This window comes from Pseudofrankia sp. DC12 (genome assembly GCF_000966285.1).
In the GTDB taxonomy this organism is placed as follows: Bacteria; Actinomycetota; Actinomycetes; order Frankiales; family Frankiaceae; genus Pseudofrankia.
This window is the reverse complement of the sequence record NZ_KQ031391.1, coordinates 2,686,904-2,705,096: the sequence shown is the minus strand read 5'-3', so window position 1 is coordinate 2,705,096 and position 18,193 is coordinate 2,686,904. Positions and strand designations below refer to the sequence as shown.

At 72.4% G+C, this 18,193-nt stretch carries 18 protein-coding genes; 8 read left to right on the top strand and 10 right to left on the bottom strand.

Annotated features, from left to right (window positions below; translation table 11 throughout):
- Positions 1-197: 197 nt before the first annotated feature.
- The gene (locus FRADC12_RS10760) at positions 198-839 is read left to right on the top strand and encodes a response regulator (protein ID WP_045876547.1); all 642 of its coding nucleotides are present in this window, start codon (positions 198-200) and stop codon (positions 837-839) included.
- A gap of 781 nt (positions 840-1,620) precedes the next feature.
- Here FRADC12_RS10760 and FRADC12_RS10755 read toward each other — a convergent pair.
- The 7 genes from FRADC12_RS10755 to FRADC12_RS10725 all read right to left on the bottom strand — a co-directional run bounded on the left by FRADC12_RS10755 (position 1,621) and on the right by FRADC12_RS10725 (position 9,589).
- Positions 1,621-2,049 carry a metal-sensitive transcriptional regulator gene (locus FRADC12_RS10755; protein WP_502685243.1) on the bottom strand — a complete coding sequence of 143 codons (429 nt, stop codon included), beginning with the start codon at positions 2,047-2,049 and terminating at the stop codon, positions 1,621-1,623.
- Positions 2,050-2,259: 210 nt separating this feature from the next.
- Positions 2,260-2,985 carry a biuret amidohydrolase gene (gene biuH / locus FRADC12_RS10750; protein ID WP_045876546.1) on the bottom strand — a complete coding sequence of 242 codons (726 nt, stop codon included), beginning with the start codon at positions 2,983-2,985 and terminating at the stop codon, positions 2,260-2,262.
- A gap of 261 nt (positions 2,986-3,246) precedes the next feature.
- Complete coding sequence (locus FRADC12_RS10745; protein WP_232303722.1) at positions 3,247-4,551, bottom strand: BMP family ABC transporter substrate-binding protein; 1,305 nt, start codon at positions 4,549-4,551, stop codon at positions 3,247-3,249.
- A gap of 199 nt (positions 4,552-4,750) precedes the next feature.
- Positions 4,751-5,668 carry an ABC transporter permease gene (locus FRADC12_RS10740; RefSeq protein WP_013421736.1) on the bottom strand — a complete coding sequence of 306 codons (918 nt, stop codon included), beginning with the start codon at positions 5,666-5,668 and terminating at the stop codon, positions 4,751-4,753.
- Positions 5,665-6,789 carry an ABC transporter permease gene (locus FRADC12_RS10735; protein WP_232303721.1) on the bottom strand — a complete coding sequence of 375 codons (1,125 nt, stop codon included), beginning with the start codon at positions 6,787-6,789 and terminating at the stop codon, positions 5,665-5,667. Before FRADC12_RS10735 ends, FRADC12_RS10740 begins: the two co-directional genes overlap by 4 nt.
- Before the next feature lie 44 nt (positions 6,790-6,833).
- Positions 6,834-8,480: an ABC transporter ATP-binding protein gene (locus FRADC12_RS10730; RefSeq protein ID WP_045876544.1), complete on the bottom strand. Its 1,647-nt coding sequence runs from the start codon at positions 8,478-8,480 to the stop codon at positions 6,834-6,836.
- A gap of 299 nt (positions 8,481-8,779) precedes the next feature.
- Entirely contained in the window at positions 8,780-9,589 is an 810-nt protein-coding gene (locus tag FRADC12_RS10725) for a GntR family transcriptional regulator (protein ID WP_255355186.1), read from the bottom strand.
- 440 nt (positions 9,590-10,029) lie between these two features.
- On the opposite strand from FRADC12_RS10725, the gene FRADC12_RS10715 reads away from it, so the two are divergent.
- Entirely contained in the window at positions 10,030-10,806 is a 777-nt protein-coding gene (locus FRADC12_RS10715) for an alpha/beta fold hydrolase (protein WP_232303720.1), read from the top strand.
- Between the two features lie 100 nt (positions 10,807-10,906).
- On the opposite strand, the gene FRADC12_RS10710 is transcribed toward FRADC12_RS10715, so the two are convergent.
- Positions 10,907-11,176 (bottom strand): hypothetical protein, encoded by a 270-nt coding sequence (locus FRADC12_RS10710; RefSeq protein ID WP_045876541.1) that lies wholly within the window; start codon positions 11,174-11,176, stop codon positions 10,907-10,909.
- Between the two features lie 125 nt (positions 11,177-11,301).
- On the opposite strand from FRADC12_RS10710, the gene FRADC12_RS10705 reads away from it, so the two are divergent.
- A complete protein-coding gene (locus FRADC12_RS10705; protein WP_198152857.1) occupies positions 11,302-11,532 on the top strand; it encodes a hypothetical protein in 231 nt (76 codons plus the stop codon).
- A 400-nt stretch (positions 11,533-11,932) separates the two neighbouring features.
- On the opposite strand, the gene FRADC12_RS10700 is transcribed toward FRADC12_RS10705, so the two are convergent.
- Entirely contained in the window at positions 11,933-12,283 is a 351-nt protein-coding gene (locus FRADC12_RS10700; protein WP_045879399.1) for an FmdB family zinc ribbon protein, read from the bottom strand.
- 420 nt (positions 12,284-12,703) lie between these two features.
- On the bottom strand, positions 12,704-13,432 hold the full coding sequence (locus FRADC12_RS10695; protein WP_045876539.1) for a 5-formyltetrahydrofolate cyclo-ligase: 729 nt from the start codon (positions 13,430-13,432) through the stop codon (positions 12,704-12,706).
- A gap of 259 nt (positions 13,433-13,691) precedes the next feature.
- On the opposite strand from FRADC12_RS10695, the gene FRADC12_RS10690 reads away from it, so the two are divergent.
- The 5 genes from FRADC12_RS10690 to FRADC12_RS10670 all read left to right on the top strand — a co-directional run bounded on the left by FRADC12_RS10690 (position 13,692) and on the right by FRADC12_RS10670 (position 18,045).
- On the top strand, positions 13,692-14,612 hold the full coding sequence (locus FRADC12_RS10690; protein WP_045876538.1) for a UTP--glucose-1-phosphate uridylyltransferase: 921 nt from the start codon (positions 13,692-13,694) through the stop codon (positions 14,610-14,612).
- Positions 14,613-14,915: 303 nt separating this feature from the next.
- A complete protein-coding gene (gene glp, locus FRADC12_RS10685) occupies positions 14,916-16,217 on the top strand; it encodes a molybdotransferase-like divisome protein Glp (RefSeq protein WP_045876537.1) in 1,302 nt (433 codons plus the stop codon).
- Positions 16,218-16,775, top strand: coding sequence for a cyclic pyranopterin monophosphate synthase MoaC (gene moaC, locus FRADC12_RS10680; RefSeq protein WP_045876536.1), 558 nt, complete (start codon positions 16,218-16,220; stop codon positions 16,773-16,775).
- On the top strand, positions 16,772-17,410 hold the full coding sequence (locus tag FRADC12_RS10675; RefSeq protein WP_045876535.1) for a MogA/MoaB family molybdenum cofactor biosynthesis protein: 639 nt from the start codon (positions 16,772-16,774) through the stop codon (positions 17,408-17,410). Before moaC ends, FRADC12_RS10675 begins: the two co-directional genes overlap by 4 nt.
- Complete coding sequence (locus tag FRADC12_RS10670) at positions 17,407-18,045, top strand: GNAT family N-acetyltransferase (protein ID WP_045876534.1); 639 nt, start codon at positions 17,407-17,409, stop codon at positions 18,043-18,045. The genes FRADC12_RS10675 and FRADC12_RS10670 overlap by 4 nt, the downstream gene beginning before the upstream one ends.
- Positions 18,046-18,193: the final 148 nt, after the last annotated feature.

The following is an 18,193-nucleotide window of genomic DNA, read 5'->3' as shown; positions in this document are numbered from 1 at the left end:
GCACAAAACGCCCGGGTTTGCTGTTGTCGGCCGACGTCGCTCTGCCGGCTGGTGAGGTTTGCGAGGGGGCGGTGGTGACCGGTTGGCGGCGATCGGCGATGGTTGGTGTGTCGGCGGCCGGTGGCGGGCGATCCTGGCGGCCTCGTGACACGCGGCTGACGCGACGGCGAACACGACCTGAAGGAGGAGGACGGCGGGTGACCGAGCGGACCGGCGGTCCTGTCGACCCAGGAGACGGGCCGAGCACGGAACGGCCGCGTAGCAAGATCCTGTTGGTTGACGACCGGCCCGACAACCTGATGGCGCTGGAGGCGATCCTCGCGTCGCTGGACCAGGAGCTCGTCACCGCCTCTTCTGGCGAGGAGGCGCTCAAGCGGCTGCTCGTCGACGACTTCGCGGTGATCCTGCTGGACGTCCAGATGCCCGGCATGGACGGCTTCGAGACGGCCCACCGGATCAAGCAACGCGGCCGGACCAGGGACACCCCGATCATCTTCCTGACGGCGATCGACCGCGAGCCGCATCATGCGTTCCGCGGCTACGCCGTCGGCGCCGTGGACTACATCGCCAAGCCGTTCGACCCGTGGCTGCTGCGGGCGAAGGTGAGCGTCTTCGTCGAGCTGTTCGAGAAGAACGAACGGCTCGGCGAACTCGTCCACCAGCGCGGTCGCGACTTCGACCTGATGACCGAGGTCGCCGAGCGTCTGATCGCGTTGGACGTGCTGCTGGAGGGCGCCCGGGACGCCTCGCCGGAGGAGATCATCGCCGCGGCCGGCGCCGAGGTCCGCGGCCTCGTCGCCCGCATGAGCCCATTCGCCCGCTCCAGCCCGACCAACTGACCGGCTCCATCTCGCGGCGCTGCTCCTCGCGAGCGCTTCCTCGCGCTCAAGATCGCTAATTCGGCCCGCTGGCGGTCCTAAAGCGTGGTGGCCGGTGGTCGGACCATCGGAAGGTCCTCGACGGGATCCTGTTCCAGGAACGAGCCAGCACCCGTTTTCCTGCCCAACTGGCGATCATCGGTCGCTGTCGGCGCCGTCGGCGGCCATGATCGTGAACTGTGCCGGGAAACAGGCGTTCGATGCCCCATTTTGCGCCCTTTATCCCTGCGCAACGAGTGATCACGGCCGGTCAGCTGTCGGGGTGCCAGCTGAAGATCTCCGTCTGTGCAGGCGATCGGGCGTCACCCACGCCACGAAGATCCAGGCAAGGGTGCTGTTGGCGTCGGACTGGCCGGCTCGGGGCCTGGCGTCAGGTCGAGTCCGCCCGTCCCTACGTCGTGGTCGTGGTCTCGTCTCGTTCAGCGGCACGACGTAGGAGTGGGTTCGGCCTCGGTGGGCGTGGTTCGAGGTCAGCGGCTGGTCTTCAGATCACGGATTCGGGAGAACTGGCCAGCACCAGAGAACTGGCCAGCAGGATCCTGCTGGCCAATTACACGCAGCTACGATTCGGCCGGGACTGGCCGCCGATCAGGGGGCGAGCGGTCGCTCCGGCGTCCGTTATGCGGCGTATGCCTGGGCGCCTCTTCTAGATCACCGAGGCTCTCCCGAATTGGCCAGCAGGGTCCAGCAGAGCGCCAAAACGGCGATCAACGGGCGGCGAACCGGTGCGGGAGTCCGGCCGTCAGGAGCGGACCAGGCGGGCGATGGCGGCGCTCGCCTCGCGCAGCTTCGCCTCGGCGACCGGGCCGCCCTCGGCGGCGGCGTCCGCGACACAGTGGCTCAGGTGGTCCTCCAGCAGGCCGAGGGCGACGGACTGGAGTGCCCGCGTCACGGCGGAGACCTGGGTCAGGATGTCGATGCAGTACTTGTCATCGGACACCATGCGCTGCAGCCCGCGGACCTGGCCCTCGACCCGGCGCAGCCGGGCAAGGTAGTCCTCACGGTGGTGGCTGTAGCCGTGCGGCGGCACTGGCTCCGCGGCGGCTGGGTCCGTCCCGGCTGGGCCCATGCCGGCGGTTGGGTTCTGCTCGGCGCCAGGGCTCTGCGCGGGGCCCGGCTCTGGAGCGACGTTCGCGGCCTGTTCGCCGCCCGAGTTCGGGCTCGTCGACATGCCACACCCCGTCCCGATGGCCGTGCGTACCCCCCGAGAGTACGCAGGAACCGCAGAACGGGGCCGCTAGCCCGGCCGCCGCTGATCGGGCGTCCGGTGATCGCTGCTTGCGCCCTCCGGTGGTCGTAAAACGGCCGCGGATACGACCACCGGAGGGCTGAAGTCGCGATCTTGCCAGGCGGTGGGCCGTGCCCGTCGCCATGGCGGCGGTCAGGCGTCGACCGGCGTGCCGACGGACGTGAGCAGGGCGTCCGAGGTAGCGACGGCGCCGAACACGCCGCCCTGCATCTTGACCATCTTCAGGGCGGCCTCGTAGTTGCCATAGTCGGTCGCGCCGGTGCAGTCGGACAGCAGCAGGCACTCGTAGCCGCGGTCGTTGGCGTCACGCATCGTGGTGTGCACGCAGACGTCGGTAGTGATGCCGGTGAGGATGATGTGCGTGATCCCGGCCCGGTTCAGCACGAGGTTGAGGTCCGTCGCGTAGAACGAGCCCTTGCCCGGCTTGTCGATGACGACCTCGCCCGGCAGCGGCGCGACCTCGTCGACAATCTCCCACCCGGGCTCGCCGCGGGTCAGGATCCGGCCCTGCGGGCCCTCGTCGCCGATGCCGGCGCCGATGTTCTTCGAGCGCCACAGCTTGTTCGGCGGGCAGTCGGACAGGTCCGGCCGGTGGCCCTCACGGGTGTGGATGATGAAGAAGCCGAGCGGGCGCAGCACCTCGAGCAGCCGGGCGGTCGGGGCGAGCCCGGCCCGGGTGAGCTCCAGGTCGTAGCCCATCGCGTCGACGTAGCCGCCCTTGCCACAGAAGTCGACCTGCCAGTCGATGTTGATGACCGCGGTGTGCGCTGCGCTGAACGTGCCGTTGTACGGCCAGGCATAGGGCTCCGCGTCCACCGTGCCGAACACGGCTGGCCCGTTGGTCTCGGTGTCGGTCATCGTGGTCCTTTCCCGGGCCCGGCGCCGAAGGCTGTGATCAGTTGAGCTGAGGCGCCGGATGGTCAGATATCGGATTGTCGGAAGGTTCGAGTAGCCGGGGCATCGGCTGGGCGGCGGCGTTGGCTGGCCCAGGCCGGTGTCCGGACGGCCGGTAGGCCCGCGCCGTCTGGTCCCAGCGTGGGACGGCGACGGCGCGGGCCAGCGGCGGGTCAGCGCGGGTAGCGGATCAGGACAGCGGTAGGGCTGGACCCGGTGGCGGGATCAGGACTTGGGCAGCTGGCCGACGACGCCGTCGACGAAGTAGTCGATGGTGTCCAGGGTCGCGTAGTCGGGCACCGTTCCGGCGGGAATGCGGACTTTTCCGTCCTGGTCGGTGATCGGGCCCTTGAAGGGCGAGCCGTCCGCCGCCGAGATGCTGGTCTTGGCCGCCGCGATGGCGTCCTTGGTCTCCTGGGTGACGGACGGGCCGAACGGCGACTGGACGAACGGGTTCGCGCCGTTCTTGTAGCCGACCCGGTAGTTCGCGTTGTACTTGCTACCGGTGAACGTGCCGGCCTCCGCCGTCTTCACGATGTCGGTGTAGAGCGGTCCCCAGGCCCACTGCGAACCGGTGAGCCAGCCCTTCGGCGCGAGCGACGAGGCGTCCGCGTGGTAGCCGACGGTGTAGGCGCCCGCGGCCTCGGTGGCCTTGATGACGGTCGCGGTGCAGTCCTGGTGCTGGGTGATGACGTCGACGCCCTGCGAGAGCAGGCTCTGCGCGGCCTGCGCCTGCTTGGCCGGGTCACACCAGTTCGAGGTGTTGACGGTGTAGGTCTTCGCGTTCGGGTTGACCGACCTGGCGCCCAGCTCGAAGGCGTCGATGTTCGCGATGGTCTGCGGGATCGGGAACGCGTAGACGTAGCCGAGCTTGTTCGTCTTGGTGGCCTTGCCGGCGGCGATACCGGCCAGGAAGACGGGCTCGTACACGGTGCCGAAGTACGTGCCGACGTTCGCCGTGACCTTGCCGTTGGCGATCACGTTGCCCTGCTGGACGACGACGACGTCCGGGTGCTCGGCCGCGACCTTCAGGGCCGCGTCCAGGTGCCCGTAGCTGGTGGCAAAGATGATCTTCGCCCCCTTCTGGATCATGGAGTCCATGACCCGAGCCGCGTTGTCGTCCTCGGGGACGTTCTCGGCGGTGATCACCTGGAGGTCCGGGAACGCCTTCTTGACCTCCTGGCTGCCCTCGTAGGCGGCCTGGTTGTAGCCGTAGTCGTCCTTCGGGCCGACGAAGATGAAGCCGACGGCCTTGCTGCCCTTGCCGGGCGCAGACGAGCCGGACGCCCCGCTGGTGGTGGAGTCGTGGGACGCCGCGCTGCTGCAGCCGGCGGCCGCGAGTGTGAGCGCGGCGGCCAGCGCGGTGCACGCGACGGTCGCGCGTCCTGAGCGCAGGCGCAGGCGAGCGGAGGTCTCGTCCGAGGAACGAGGACGACGCCGCGTGGGGGTCCCCGCGCGGCGCGGCTGCGCCGCGTGGGGGTGCGACGAGTGCGGCGGCGGAGCGAACTTGAGACGCGGTCGGAATCTCATGCGAACGGGTTCCTTTCCCATGGCAGGCAGGGAATTGGGGAGCCGAGAGCCTCGGCTGTTTGCTGGAAAGCAAAGGTGGGTGCCAGGGTCAGGCAGGCACAGACGGGCGGTGGAGGTGCCTGCCCCGGGCGGCTCCGGGGCAGGCGGCGAGAACCGGGTCAGCCCGTGGCTGATCGGTGGGGGAGATGGAGAGCGGGGTCTAGGTCGTCCTGGTCTCGAAGACGCGGCGCAGCTCGTCCGGAGCGGCCAGCAGCGTGCGCTTACCGAGGATGGCCAGGACGAGGATCGTGACGACGAACGGGATCGCGTCCAGCGCGAACTGGTTGATCCCGTAGCCGCGGGCCTGCAGCGCTGGCGAGAGCGCCAGCGCCGCGCCGAACAGGTACGAGCCGGCCATCACCCGCAGCGGGTTCCAGGTGGCGAAGATGACCAGCGCCACCGCGATGAACCCCCGGCCGACGGTCATGTTCTCGAACCAGGCGTTCGAGTAGGCGATCGACAGCTGCGCCCCGCCGAGCCCGCACAGCCCGCCGCCGACGATCACCGAGACGTACCGGACCGCGCTGGTCGAGTAGCCGTGCACCAGCAGCACCTCGGAGTGCTCGCCCGCCGTGCGGACCAGCAGGCCGACCCGGCTGCGGTAGAGCACCCACCACACGGCCGGCGCCACGAAGTACGACAGGTACGTCAGCGGGTCGTGGTCGAACAGGATCGGCCCGAGCCACGGGATCGACGCCAGGCCCGGCACCTTCCACGGATTGAGCGCGTGGATCTGCCGGCCCACGTAGGCGGCGCCGAACAGGGAGGTCAGGCCGAGCGCGAAGAACATCACCGTCAGGCCCGAGGCGAACTGGTTGGCCTTGCGCGCGATGACCAGGATCGCGTGCACCGCGGACAGCGCCGCGCCGGCGCCGATGCCGGCGAGGACGCCGACCCACGCGCTTCCCGACGTCGCTGTCGCCGCGTAGGCGGCCAGGGCGCCACCGAGCATGCTGCCCTCGGTGCCGAGATTGATGACGCCGGCCCGCTCCGAGATCGTCTCGCCGAGCCCGGCGTACATGATCGCGGTCCCGCCGCCGACCGCGCCGGACAGGACGTCCACCGCCAGGTTGCTCATCGCGCCGTCCCGTTCTTGATCTTCTTTGGCCAGGGGCGGGCCGCACGCGCCGTCCAGCCGAGAACGGCGATGAGCACCAGGCCCATGAGGATGTTGACCGTCGCGGCCGGCAGCCCCGAGTCGAGCTGGAGGCTGTCACCGGCGACCGTGATCGCCGCGAGCGCCAGGGCGGCCACGACGACGCTCACCGGGTTGTGCCGCGCGAGCCAGCTCGCGAGGAACGCGATGTAGCCGAAGTTGGTGGTGATGCCGGTGCGCAGCTTGTACTCGACGCCGGCGTAGTGGACCATCCCGCCGAGGCCGGCCAGCGCCCCGCCGACGAGCATCGCCGAGAGCAGCAGCATCGCCACCGGGAGCCCGGCGCGGCGGGCCGCCTCCGGGTTGCCGCCGATTACCCGCAGCCGGAAGCCCCAGGTGGTGAAGCGCAGCAGCGCCCAGACGACGACGGTAGCGATCAGCGCGAAGACGATCCCGATGTGCACCGAGGTGGTGCCGAGGTAGGGCAGCTTCGCGGTGTCGGCCAGCTCCGCGGTGGTCGGCTGCCCGGTGCCGTGCGGGTCCTTCCACGGCGAGTAGATCAGATAGAGCAGCACGTCGAGCGCGATGTAGTTCAGCAGCAGCGTGCTGACAGCCTCGTTGATCCCCACCGTGAGGCGCAGCACGGCCGCGAGGCCGGCCCAGGCGGCGCCCGCCAGCATCGCGGCGACGGCCATCAGGAGCATCGCCAGGCCGCCACTGAGCTTGTCCCCGAGGGAGATGCCGATCCCGCCGGCGGCGACCGCGCCGATCACGATCTGGCCCTCGCCGCCGACGTTGACCAGCCCGGCCCGCGCCGGCACGACGACGGCCAGCGCCCCGAGCAGCAGCGGCGCCGCCTTGATGAAGATCTGCTCGATCGACTGCGAGTTGGTGAAGGTCGACGTCCAGACGTTCGAGTACACGCTGGCCGGGTTCGCGCCCTTGGCCAGCAGGAGCACAGTGAAGATGGCGATGGCGCCGGCGAGCGCGAGCGCCCAGCGGGCCGTCGCGCGCCCGACGCCGGCGAGCCGGCTCTCGGGTGCCGGCGCGGCGGCACCCAGCGGGACACCGGCCGGTGTCACGGGTGTGGCTGTCGCGGTCATCGCTGCTTCGTCCGGGCTGAACTGCGCCGGAATCGTGGTGTCGGTCAAGACTGCTCGCCCCCCGTCTGAGCGTCCGTCTGAGTGCCGCTCAGGGCGGCGGCGTGCGTGCTGTCGGTGGTCTCGGCGGGCTGGCCGGTCGCCGGCCCGGTCGCGGTCATCAGCGTGCCGAGCTCCTGGCGGCTGGTGGTCGCGGCAGGCACGATGCCGGTCAGCCGGCCGGCGCAGAACACGGCTATCCGGTCCGCGACCGCCATCAGCTCGTCGAGGTCCTCGGAGACCACCAGCAGGCCGGCCCCCTCGGCCCGTCTGGCCAGCAGCAGCTCCTGGGTGCGCCGGGTCGTCGCGATGTCCAGGCCCCGGCTCGGGTAGGCGGCGACGACCAGCGGAGCCTCACGACCCAGTGCCCGCGAGAGCATCACCCGCTGGATGTTGCCGCCGGACAGGTCGGCGACCCGGCGGTGCGCCGGGGCCATCCGCAGCTGGACCTTCTCGTTGATGTCGGTCGTGTGCCGCCCGACCCGGCGCCAGTCCAGGCCGATGCGGCGCAGGAACGCCCGCAGGTTGGTGAGCGCCATGTGCTCCAGCACCGTGAGGGTGGGAACGACCGCGTCGTTGACCGGGTCCTCCGGCACGTCGACGGCACCGGCCGCGATCCCCGCGGTCGGCCCGCCGCGGCCGAGCTCGCGGCCGTTGACCCGGACGGTTCCGGCCGTGACCGGCCGGGCGCCGACGGCGACCTCGCACAGCTCGCGCTGCCCGCTGCCGGCCACCCCGGCCACTCCGACGATCTCGCCCGGGTTGACGGTGAGGGTGACGTCCTGCAGCGCGGTGACGCCTCGGTCGCCGAGCGCGCTGACCCCGGTCAGCTCCAGCGCGGGGGGTGCCTCCGAGGTGACGGTCGGGCGCTCGGCCGGCAGCGCGGCGACCGTCTGGCCGACCATCGCCTCGACCAGCTCGCCGTCGCTCATCGGCTTCGGGTCGACGCCGGCGAGCACGACCCGCCCGCCGCGCAGCACGGTCACCCGGTCGGCGATCGCGCGGACCTCAGCGAGCTTGTGCGTGACGATCACGATGCCCAGGCCCTGTGCGCGCAGCCCGTTCACCATCGCGAACAACGCCTCGACCTCGGTCGGCGCCAGCACGCTGGTCGGCTCGTCGAGGATGACGATCCGGGCCCCCGACATCAGCACCTTGAGGATCTCGGTGCGTTGCCGCTCGCCGATGGACAGGTGCCGCACGAGGGCGGTCGGGTCGACCGCCAGCCCGTAGGACTCGCTCGCCTCGGCGATCCGCCTGCGCAGCTCGGCCTGGCGGATCGTGACCCCGGACGTCGCCAGCGCCAGCGCGTAGTTCTCGGTGACCGTGAACGCCGGCACCAGCCGCAGGTCCTGGAAGACCATGCCGATGCCGAGCGCGCGGGCCTGTGTCGGCGAGCCCACGGCGACCTGCTCGCCGGCGACCCGCAGCTCCCCTGAGTCCGGCCTGTACATGCCGTAGATGAGCTTGAGCAGCGTCGACTTGCCGGCGCCGTTCTCGCCGATGAGGGCGTGCACCTCGCCGGGCCGCACGTCGAAGCTCACGTCGGAGTTGGCGAGCACCTCGCCGAACCGCTTGGTGAAGCCGGTGACGCGCAGCAGCGGCTCGGCCGTGGCTGTCTGGCCGTCAGGCGCCGTCGCGGTTACCGCGGACACGGCCGGCTCCCGGTGAGGGCGGCGGTCCGGCCGTCGGCACGGCTGCGCGGCTGGTCTCCGGCAGGCGGGTGGGACGGTTTCCCGGTGGCACGCCGCCGGTTGGTTGTTTCGGGCCAACGCCCGAACGTGGCTGACATCGCGGCCCTTCTTCTGGCGCCTGTGCGTGGCCCAGAAGCGCGTCGGGCGAGGCCGGACCGGATTGCCGTGCGGCCGCCGCGCGCGGCCGGTCGGCCGGCTACCGGGATTCCTGCGTCCGGGCAGCCGACAGCGGCGACGAGCGGGGTGGCGGTGTCACGGCTTCAGCGCGGCGAGCGGCCTCGGCGGAGCGCCATCTGGGTGATTGCGCGAGCGGCCCGCTTCTCCACGACCTCCATCGACTCGCCGACGTGGTTGCGCAGCTTGCGCACCGCCTCGGGCAGGTCGCCGCCGAGCACCGTCTCGACGATGTCGAGATGCTGCTCAATGGTCATGTGGATGCGGTCTTCGGTCAGGAAGTCGTGCATCCGAACGGGCCGGATCCTGGCGTTGATGGCGTCGAGCATGTTGGCCAGCTCGACGTTGCCAGACGCCCTGCAGAGAGTGAGGTGGAATCCTTCGTCGAGCGCGACAAAGGAAGGGTCAGGGTCGGGCGGCGCGACGCGCAGCGCCTCCCAGTTCTCGCGGAGCTGTTCCAGCAGGGCGGCGTCGTGCGGGACGCCGGATTCCAGCGCCCGTTCCAGGCTGTGCAGCTCGAGGACGACCCGAATCTCATAGAGGTCGCGCAGTCCGTCGAGATCCGGCTCGGCCGGGTAGTAACCGCCGTCCGGCCGCTTCTCGACCAGGCCGTCACCGGCCAGCCGGGTGAGCGCCTCCCGCACCGGTGTTCGGGAGACCCCGAGCAGCGCGGCGAGCCGCTCCTCGGTCAGCCGGTCGCGGAACGAGAACTCGCCCGCCATCAGCCGCTGCCGCAGCCCGACGTAGGCGTGTTCCCGCAGGTTGCCGGTCGTGGCGCCGCGGGCCGAGGGTGGCCGGGCCGAGAACCGCTCGGCGGGTGCCTGCGCACTCGACGGCCGCCCCGCGGTCGGTTGCGCACTTGACGGTCGGGCCGTCGGCGGCTGCGTCGGGGTCATGACGCCGAGCATCCGCCATCGACGACGGCCCTGTCGTCGCCGCGTGCCCGATCGAGGCCTGCGGCGCACCGAGCCGACCGTACGTCGCACGCCGAGTCGAGCCGGCCTGCTGACGGCCTGCCGCTCGGCGAGCACCGGCCCGCCGCCGGGGCGGCGGACGGGGAACTTCGGACACTGCGCAACACCCATCCCCCCGAATACGAGCCTGTATACAGGCTCGTGTACATGCAGGTGACGGTAAAGATTCCCGTGTTTCGGATCAACCAGCCGATTGTTACGTTCCTGGGTCGACCCAGCCTGCCCGGGAAGCAGCCCGGGCCGGCGGCCCGATGATGTCGAGGGCCCGGCGCCCGGCCAGACCGCGCCCGTGGGACGCCCGGCGCGCGGCGTCCTCGGTGGCGGGCAGGCGGGCCGCATGACGGATGGTCAGGACGAGAGGTGTGACTGTGGGGACGATCACGGCCAGAGCGGCGCCCACCCCGTCGTTCCTGCTCCTCCACGGAGCGGCGACCACGGGCGCGATCTGGGCCGGTGTGCGCGGCGCGCTGGGGGACAGGCCCTCGTTTGCGCCCGACCGGCCGTCCAGCGGCGATCTGGACCGCGAGCTGGCCGCGCTGCGGGACGCCGTCGCCCTGGCCGCCGCGGGGGTCCCGGCGGCCCCGGCGGCGCTTCCCGCGGGTGCGCCACCGCCAGTTCGGTTGGCCGCCGGCGCGACGGTCACGTCGGCGGCTGACGGGCCGCGGGCGGTCGTCTTCGGCGGGGTGAGCGGCGGCGCGACGCTGGGCCTCGCCGCGCTCGCCACCGGTGTGCCACTCGCCGCCGCCGTCCTGCACGAGCCGGCCGTCGGCTCGCTGCTGCCAGGGCTGCTCGCCCCGATGGCCGCGGCGTACGCGAGCGGCGGCGTCGCCGCCTTCGGGAGCGCGCTCTACGGTCCCAGCTGGCGGCCCACGGACGCGCCGGCCGATCCCGACGCCGTCGCGCGGGACCTGTCGATGTTCCTGCGCTTCGAGCCCGCCGTCCCCAGGCCCACTCCCGGCCCGGTCGTCGTCACGGTTGGCGAGCACTCACCGGAGGTTCGGCACCGCGCGGCGGCGGCGCTGCACCGGGACCTCGGGCTCGAGGTCAGGGTCCTGGCGGGCTGTGGCCACGCCGCCCACCTGGAGGCTCCGGCCCGGTTCGCCGAACTGCTCGCCGAGGTCGCCGCCACGCTTGGCTGACGCCACGGGGCCGGCCCGGGCTCGTTCACGGGCGGCTGGGGCCGGTCCGCCGGCGGCTCCTGCCGTCCGCCCGGGCGTGGCCGGCAGCCAGCGCGCCGGGTCAGTGGTCGACGTGGTGCGGGGGGACGTCGTCGAGCAGCCGGGCGAGGTTGTCGGCCTGGCCGGAGCGGGAGTCCTCGGGGTCGATTCCGTGCACCGGCTCGTCGTCCCAGTCGAGGCCGAGCCGCCGGGACGGTGGCCGGATTCCGGCGGCCGCCCCGGGAGCCGGCGGCTGGATTCCGGTGCGCGGGTCCGCGGCCTCGTCACGGCCCGGGCCGGCCGCGGCATCAACGACGGGGGAGTCGTTACCCGCCTGGTTGTCGCTCGTCATAGTCCGATCCTGCTCATCGTCCGGGCGGTCCGTGGCGGCGGTTGGCGCTGGATTACGTCCGGTTGAATTGCTATACCGCAAAACATCACCTAGCGCCTATCTGGCGCCAGAGCAAAGTGGCTACGATGTCCGCCGTGGACGACGGTGAGCAGTTGGTCGGCATCGGGGACATCGCGTTCCAACTGAAGATCACGCGCCAGGCGGTTGACTACTGGACCCGTAGGGATCCGCGGTTTCCGGAGCCGGTGCAGGTCATCAACGCCCCCGCGGGCAGCGGTGCGAAGGGAACCCGGGTATGGCGCAAGCGCGAGGTCGATGTCTGGATCGTCGAGCACTACCGGCGACGTAAGCCGTAGCGCGCACTTCCTGCGCTCGGCCGCTCCCTCCGGGGCTTCGCATCGTCGCGGCGACAAAGCCCGGCCCGGCGCGCTCCAAGCGACCATCGGCCGCACCCGGGAAGCCGGGGCATCGACCTTCCGCTGCCGTGTCGGACACCTTCTTTGCTTGGCGTCCGACACCTTTTGGTTGGCCGGTTAACGGAAGCCTGACTACCGCTTTAGCGGCTCCGCGGCGGAACTCTGCCTCGAATCAGTGCAAAGCGGGCTGGCTGTCGCGCCTGGGCGAATTAGCCCGCTACCGGCCCGCCGCGGTGGGCCGACGGCCGAGGCCAGAGCCCGCCGCGGCGCGGTCGCGGACAGGGGCGCGGCGGCGTTCATGCTCCGCCCCTGGCCAGCGAACTGCTGGTACAGCGGTCGGTCAGGCCGCGCTGGCGGAGGACGTCGCGCTGGTCGAGCTGCTGGCGGCAGGGGCCGCGGCCGGCGCCGGGCTGGCGGTCGACGGCGCGCTGGGGGCGTCAGTCTTCGGCGCGTCCTTGCCGCCGGTGTCGGCCGTGCCGTCCTTTCGCTGCGCCGGCGCGGTGGCCGACGAGCCGGAACGGCTGTCGGTCTTGTAAAACCCGCTGCCCTTGAACACGAGGCCAACCGAGCTGAACACCTTGCGCAACCGACCTCCGCAGGCGGGGCACTCGGTCAGCGCGGCATCGCTGAAGCTCTGCACGGCCTCGAGGTCGTTGCCACAGGCGGTGCAGCGGTACTGGTAAGTCGGCACGGTCTCCCTCGCTGTGTCCATCCGGCCAGGTACGGGCCCTGGTCTGTCGGCCCAGGTCCGGGCCTTGGTCCTTTGGCCAGGTCCGGGCCTTGGTCCTTTGGCCAGGTCCGGGCCTTGGTCCTTTGGCCAGGTCCGGGCCTTGTCGATCTGGCACTCGTAGCTAGCGACTGCCAACTCTAACCGCTCGGCCCCTCGTCGCGTTCCGGCTCAGGCCGACGAACCTGTATCCGAACCGTCACACCGAGCCGTGACCAGGGAGGTCCGGGGCTGCCGGACCGGCGGCCGAGCCGCGTTCTCCTCCCAGGATGCACCGCCCGGGATGCACCGCCCATGCCACCCTCACTCCGGCGCCCGCCTGCCTGGGAGGCCCGACGGAGCCGCGTCCCGACGGCGGGCGGCCCTGCCTGGGGGGTGTTCGCCCTACCGGCAGCGCAGCAGCCTGGTCGGCGTCACGATCGCGGCGACGGACCGGTCGTGCGCGGCGACGGGCACCGCCTCGACGATCGCGTGCTCGTCGACGACGGCGACCAACGTCGCGGTGGCGCGGACCCGGCGCAACGCGCGGTCGTAGGAGCCGGCGCCACGGCCCAGCCGGTGTCCCCGCGGGTCCACGGCCACCGCGGGGACCAGGACGACGTCCGCGGCGGCCAGGTCGACCGTCGCGCCCGCGGGCGGTGGCTCCCGGGTGCGCAGCGCGCCCGGCACGAGGGTGCCGGTGTACTCCCGGAAATCGAGGTCCAGGTCGCCGCGCACCACCGGCAGCAGCACCCGGATTCCGCGGGCGCGCAGCGCCCCCAGCAGGGGCAGCGTGCTGGGCTCGCCGGGCAGGCTCACGAACGCGGCGACCTGGCCGGCCGCCACGACCTCCGGGAGCGACAGCACCCGGCGGGCGATCTGGGCGCCGTCCTCGGCCTCTGACGAACCCGTCTGAGGTCCCGTCCGGGGGCCCGTCTGGGGCACGGGAAGGATCGACGGGCCCCGCCCGGCCCCAGCCGACGGCCAGGAGCCGGTCAGGCCGACGCCCGCACCCGGCCCGGGGCGTGGCCCGGTGCCCTTGCGGCAGGCGGCCAGCCTGCGGCGCAGCTCGGCCTTCGCCTGGGCAATCGCCTCATCCTCGACCGGGGGCTCGTCCGCGCCCTGCTCCCGCACCCGTCAAGACTGCCCGAAGTCGATTGCCGGTGGGAGAACTCCGCCCGCGAGGGTCACCGGCGACCACGCCCACGGGATGACCAGCTGTCAACAACGGTATGTCGGCCGTGGACGAACGGTCTCTCCGGGCGATCAGACGGGTCGCCGCGCTCGGCGCCAGGTGCGTTGCCGGACGACCACGCTGAGCCGGGTGTGGTGTTGACCGATCTGTGCGCCCTTGGCTGTGCCGCCGACGGTTGGGCCGACTAAGGTTTCGGCTATGCCAGTGACGAAGGCGGTTATTCCGGCTGCGGGCCTCGGGACCCGGTTCCTTCCGGCGACGAAGGCCGTGCCGAAGGAGATGCTGCCCGTCGTCGATCGCCCGGCCATCGAATACGTGGTCGAGGAGGCAGCCCGCGCCGGGCTGCGCGACGTCCTGCTCGTCACGAGCCGGTCCAAGAAGGCCGTGGAGGACCACTTCGACCGGGACGCCGAGCTGGAGCTGGCGCTGGAGCGCAAGGGCGACGGGGCCCGGCTGGCGCGGGTCCGCGGGTCCGCGGAGCTTGCCGAGGTGCACTCGGTCCGGCAGGGCGCGCCGCGTGGTCTCGGGCACGCCGTGCTGTGCGGCGCCCAGCATGTGGGTGACGAGCCGTTCGCGGTGCTGCTCGGCGACGACCTGATCGACGAGCGCGACCCGCTCCTGGAGGAGATGCTCGCTGTGCGCGAGCGGTTCGGCGGCAGCGTGATCGCGCTGATGGAAGTGCCGGAAGAGGTCGTCTCGCTCTACGGCGTCGCCACCGTCGACCCGGACCCGGTCGGTGCCGGCGAACGCTACGAGACCGTGCGCATCCGCGACCTGGTGGAGAAGCCGCCGGCCGACGAGGCACCGAGCAATCTGGCCGTCATCGGCCGCTACGTGCTCGCTCCCCGCGTCTTCGAGGTGCTGCGCCGGACGCAGCCGGGCCGCGGCGGCGAGATTCAGCTGACCGACGCGCTGTGCGAGATGGCACGGGCGGCTGACGAGGACGGCGAGCCCGTACACGGCGTCGTGTTCACTGGCCGTCGCTACGACACCGGCGACCGGGTCGACTACCTGAAGGCCGTCATCCGGCTGGCCTGTGAGCGGGCTGACCTGGGCCCGGAGATCTACCCGTGGCTCGAGGAATACGTCACCAACGGCGGCCCGAAAGCGGACAACTGATCAGCACCGGACCAACGATCGACCAGCACCCCGCTGGTGACGCCGCAGAGTGGGTGCCTGCCGAAGCCTTGACCTGCTCTTCTGACACACAACGGGCTGTCGGTATCCCTTGACGGTGGCGGTGCCGGCCGGAACGCTCCGATGTCTGGGACAAGCGACAGTCTGTGACGCGTGACCGTTCGGACCGCCAGCGCACCGGGCGGTCTGCCGCGGTCGTGGTTCGTGGCGGACGCGGCGAGAGCGGCCGGTCGCCCAGGCCAGCCACGAGGTTCCGTGGTTCTTCAGGGAGCGGGGCAAGCGCCGATGAAAACGGTCGACGAGCATATTTCGGACATTCTGGAATCGGTCGCGGTGCTGCCCGCACGGCGCCTTCCACTGGCGGCCGCGCATGGTTGCGCCCTGGCCACCGATGTTCGCGCGACAATCGCGCTTCCCGGTTTCGACAACTCGGCGATGGATGGTTACGCGGTGCGCGCCGCGGATGTCGAGCAGGCCAGCGCGCAGACGCCCGTCCGGCTTCCGGTAACCGGTGAGATCGCGGCCGGCGCGGCCGGCCCGGCCCCGGTCGCGCCGGGTACCGCTGCGCGGATCATGACCGGTGCCCCCGTCCCGCCCGGCGCGGACGCCATCATCCAGGTGGAATGGACCGACGGCGGCACGGAGACGGTCGCGGTCCACCAGCCGGCCCGCCGCGGCCTGCACATCCGCCGGGCCGGCGAGGACGTCACTCCCGGCAGCCTGGTGCTCCCGGCGGGCGTCGTACTCGGGTCCGCGCAGATAGGTCTGCTTGCCGCGATCAACGTGGCCCGGCCGCCGGTGCGCCCGCGGCCCCGCGTCGCCGTGCTGTCGACCGGCAGCGAGCTGGTCGAGGTCGGCAAGGTCGTCGGGCCTGGCCAGATCGTCGACTCGAACAGCCACGCGGTCTCCGCGGCCGCTCGCGAGGCCGGCTGCGAGGTACGGCGGCTGACCGGAGTGCCCGACGACCCGGCCCAGTTCGAGGCCGCGCTGCGGGCGGTCCTGCCCGAGGTGGACGCGGTGGTCACGACCGGCGGCGTGAGCGTCGGCGCGCACGACGTGGTCAAGGAGGTCCTGACGGCGACCGGCGAGGTCCGGTTCGAGCGGGTCGCGATGCAGCCCGGCCAGCCGCAGGGCTTCGGCGTCATCGACGGCGTCGCGGTCTTCACCCTGCCGGGCAACCCGGTGAGCGCGCTGGTGTCGTTCGAGCTGTTCGTCCGGCCGGCGCTGCGGAAGATGCGTGGCTTCACCGGGCCGGGCCGGCCGTCGCAGGTCGTCACCGTGGCCGAACGGCTCACCTCGCCGCCGGCGAAGCGCTCGTTCCTGCGGGTGCGGGTGGACCGCGACACCGACGGCGGGCTCGTCGCCCACTCGGCCGGTGGGCAGGGCTCCCACCACCTGTCGGCCGCGGCCAGCGCGAACGCGCTGCTCGTCGTCCCCGAGGCCGTGACGGTCGTCGAGCCGGGTGACCAGCTGACCGCCATCCTGCTCACGGCCGAACCGGCCGACGGCATCCTCGCCGGCCTGGCGGTCGATGCCGCCCCCGCGACCGTCGCGTCCGCCGTGCCCGCGCTGGAGGCGAACGTCTAGATGGAGGCCCCGGCGCGGCTGACCCATGTCGACGAGACCGGCGCCGCCCGGATGGTCGACGTGTCGGCCAAGGACGTCACCCAGCGGGTGGCCACCGCCGGCGGCCGGCTGCTGGTCAGCCCGACGGTGGTCGACCTGCTGCGCGGCGAGGGGATGCCCAAGGGCGACGCGCTGGGCACCGCGCGGATCGCCGGGATCATGGGCGCCAAGCGGACGTCCGACCTGGTGCCGCTGTGCCACCCGCTGCCGATCTCCGGGGTGACCGTCGAGCTGACCGTGGCCGACGACGCGGTGGACATCGTCGCGACGGTGCGGACCACTGGGCGCACCGGCGTCGAGATGGAGGCGCTGACCGCGGTCGCGGTCGCCGGCCTGACGCTGCACGACATGGTGAAGGCGGTGGATCCGGCGGCCGAGCTCACCCGGGTCCGGCTGCTGGCCAAGTCCGGCGGCCGTAGCGGAGACTGGCGCCGCGGTGAGGCAGCCCCGGCAGGCGGGGAGAATGGCGCCGCGCCGGCCAGCGGGCGGCCGGGCGACTCACGGGAGGAGACTGGGTGACCGGGCCGGCACAGGTGCCGACGGGTGCGCGGGCCAGCGTCGTGACCGTCTCCGACCGGGCGTCCGCCGGCACGTACGCGGACCGCTCGGGGCCGCTGCTCGTGGCCGGGCTCGCCGAGCTCGGTTTCGTCGTTGACGGCCCGGTCGTGGTGCCCGACGAGCGGGACCGGATCGTCGCCGCGCTGCGGGCGGCGCTGTCCGCCGGCGCGGATCTCGTCGTCACCACTGGAGGCACCGGTCTCGCCCCCCGAGACGTCACGCCGGAGGCGACCGCCGAGGTCGTCGAGCGGGACGTGCCCGGCCTCGCCGAGGCGCTGCGTGCCGCGGGCCGGGACAAGGTGCCCACGGCGATGCTCTCCCGCGGCCGTGCCGGCGTCGCCGGCCGGGCGCTGGTGGTCAACCTGCCCGGCTCGACAGGCGGGGTGCGCGACGGCCTCGGCGTGCTCGGCGCGGTCGTCGGCCATGCCCTGGACCAACTGCGCGGCGGCGACCATCCGCCCGCGGCCGGCGCCTCACCTGCTGGTGGCCGGCCCCGAACCGGCCACGGCCAGGAACCGGCGCCTTCCGAGAGCGGTGTCGCCGCGGGCGTCGCGGGCCTGCGCCCGGCCGACAACGGGAAAGACCCAGGCCCGTGAGCCCGCCCGGCTGGCCCGCGCGGCTGGCCGACGGGCCGGTCGCGGTCCGCCCGCTGCGGGTGCGCGACGGACCGGTGTGGGTGGAGGTGCGACGGCGCAACGGGGACTGGCTCGCGCCCTGGGAGGCGACTCCGCCGGGGATGACCGGGATCCGGATCGGCTGGGCGCAGCGCCAGACCCTCGGCGTGTACAGCCAGATGCTGCGCGGGCTGCGCCGGGCTGCGCGTACCGGCACGGCGCTGCCGTTCGCGACGACCTACGGTGGCGCGCTGGTCGGGCAGATCACGGTGTCGACCATCGTGCGCGGCGCCTTCAACAGCGGCCATGTCGGCTACTGGGTCGACCAGGGACACGCGGGCCGGGGCATCACCCCGACCGCGCTCGCGCTCGTCGTCGACCACTGTTTCGGGCCGGTGGGCCTGCATCGCCTGGAGGCGAACGTGCGGCCCGAGAACAGCGCCAGCCGCCGCGTGCTGGAGAAGCTCGGGTTCCGCGAGGAAGGCATGCATCGCCGTTACCTCGCCATCGACGGCCAGTACCGCGACCACGTTGGCTACGCGCTCACCACCGAGGACATCCCCGAGGGCCTACTGCACCGCTGGCACGCGACTCGATCCGTGGAAAGACAGCAGTAGCGCTCGGCACTCGGAACGGCGCCGCCACCGCGGTGAGGGGCCATATCGGGCCGGCAGAGGCCCGCTGAACGTCGTGGCTGGCGCCGGTCGGTGCGTTCGGGGTCGGCCCGGCCGAATCGCCAGGCCGGGCGGCCGGGTTGAGCGTCCA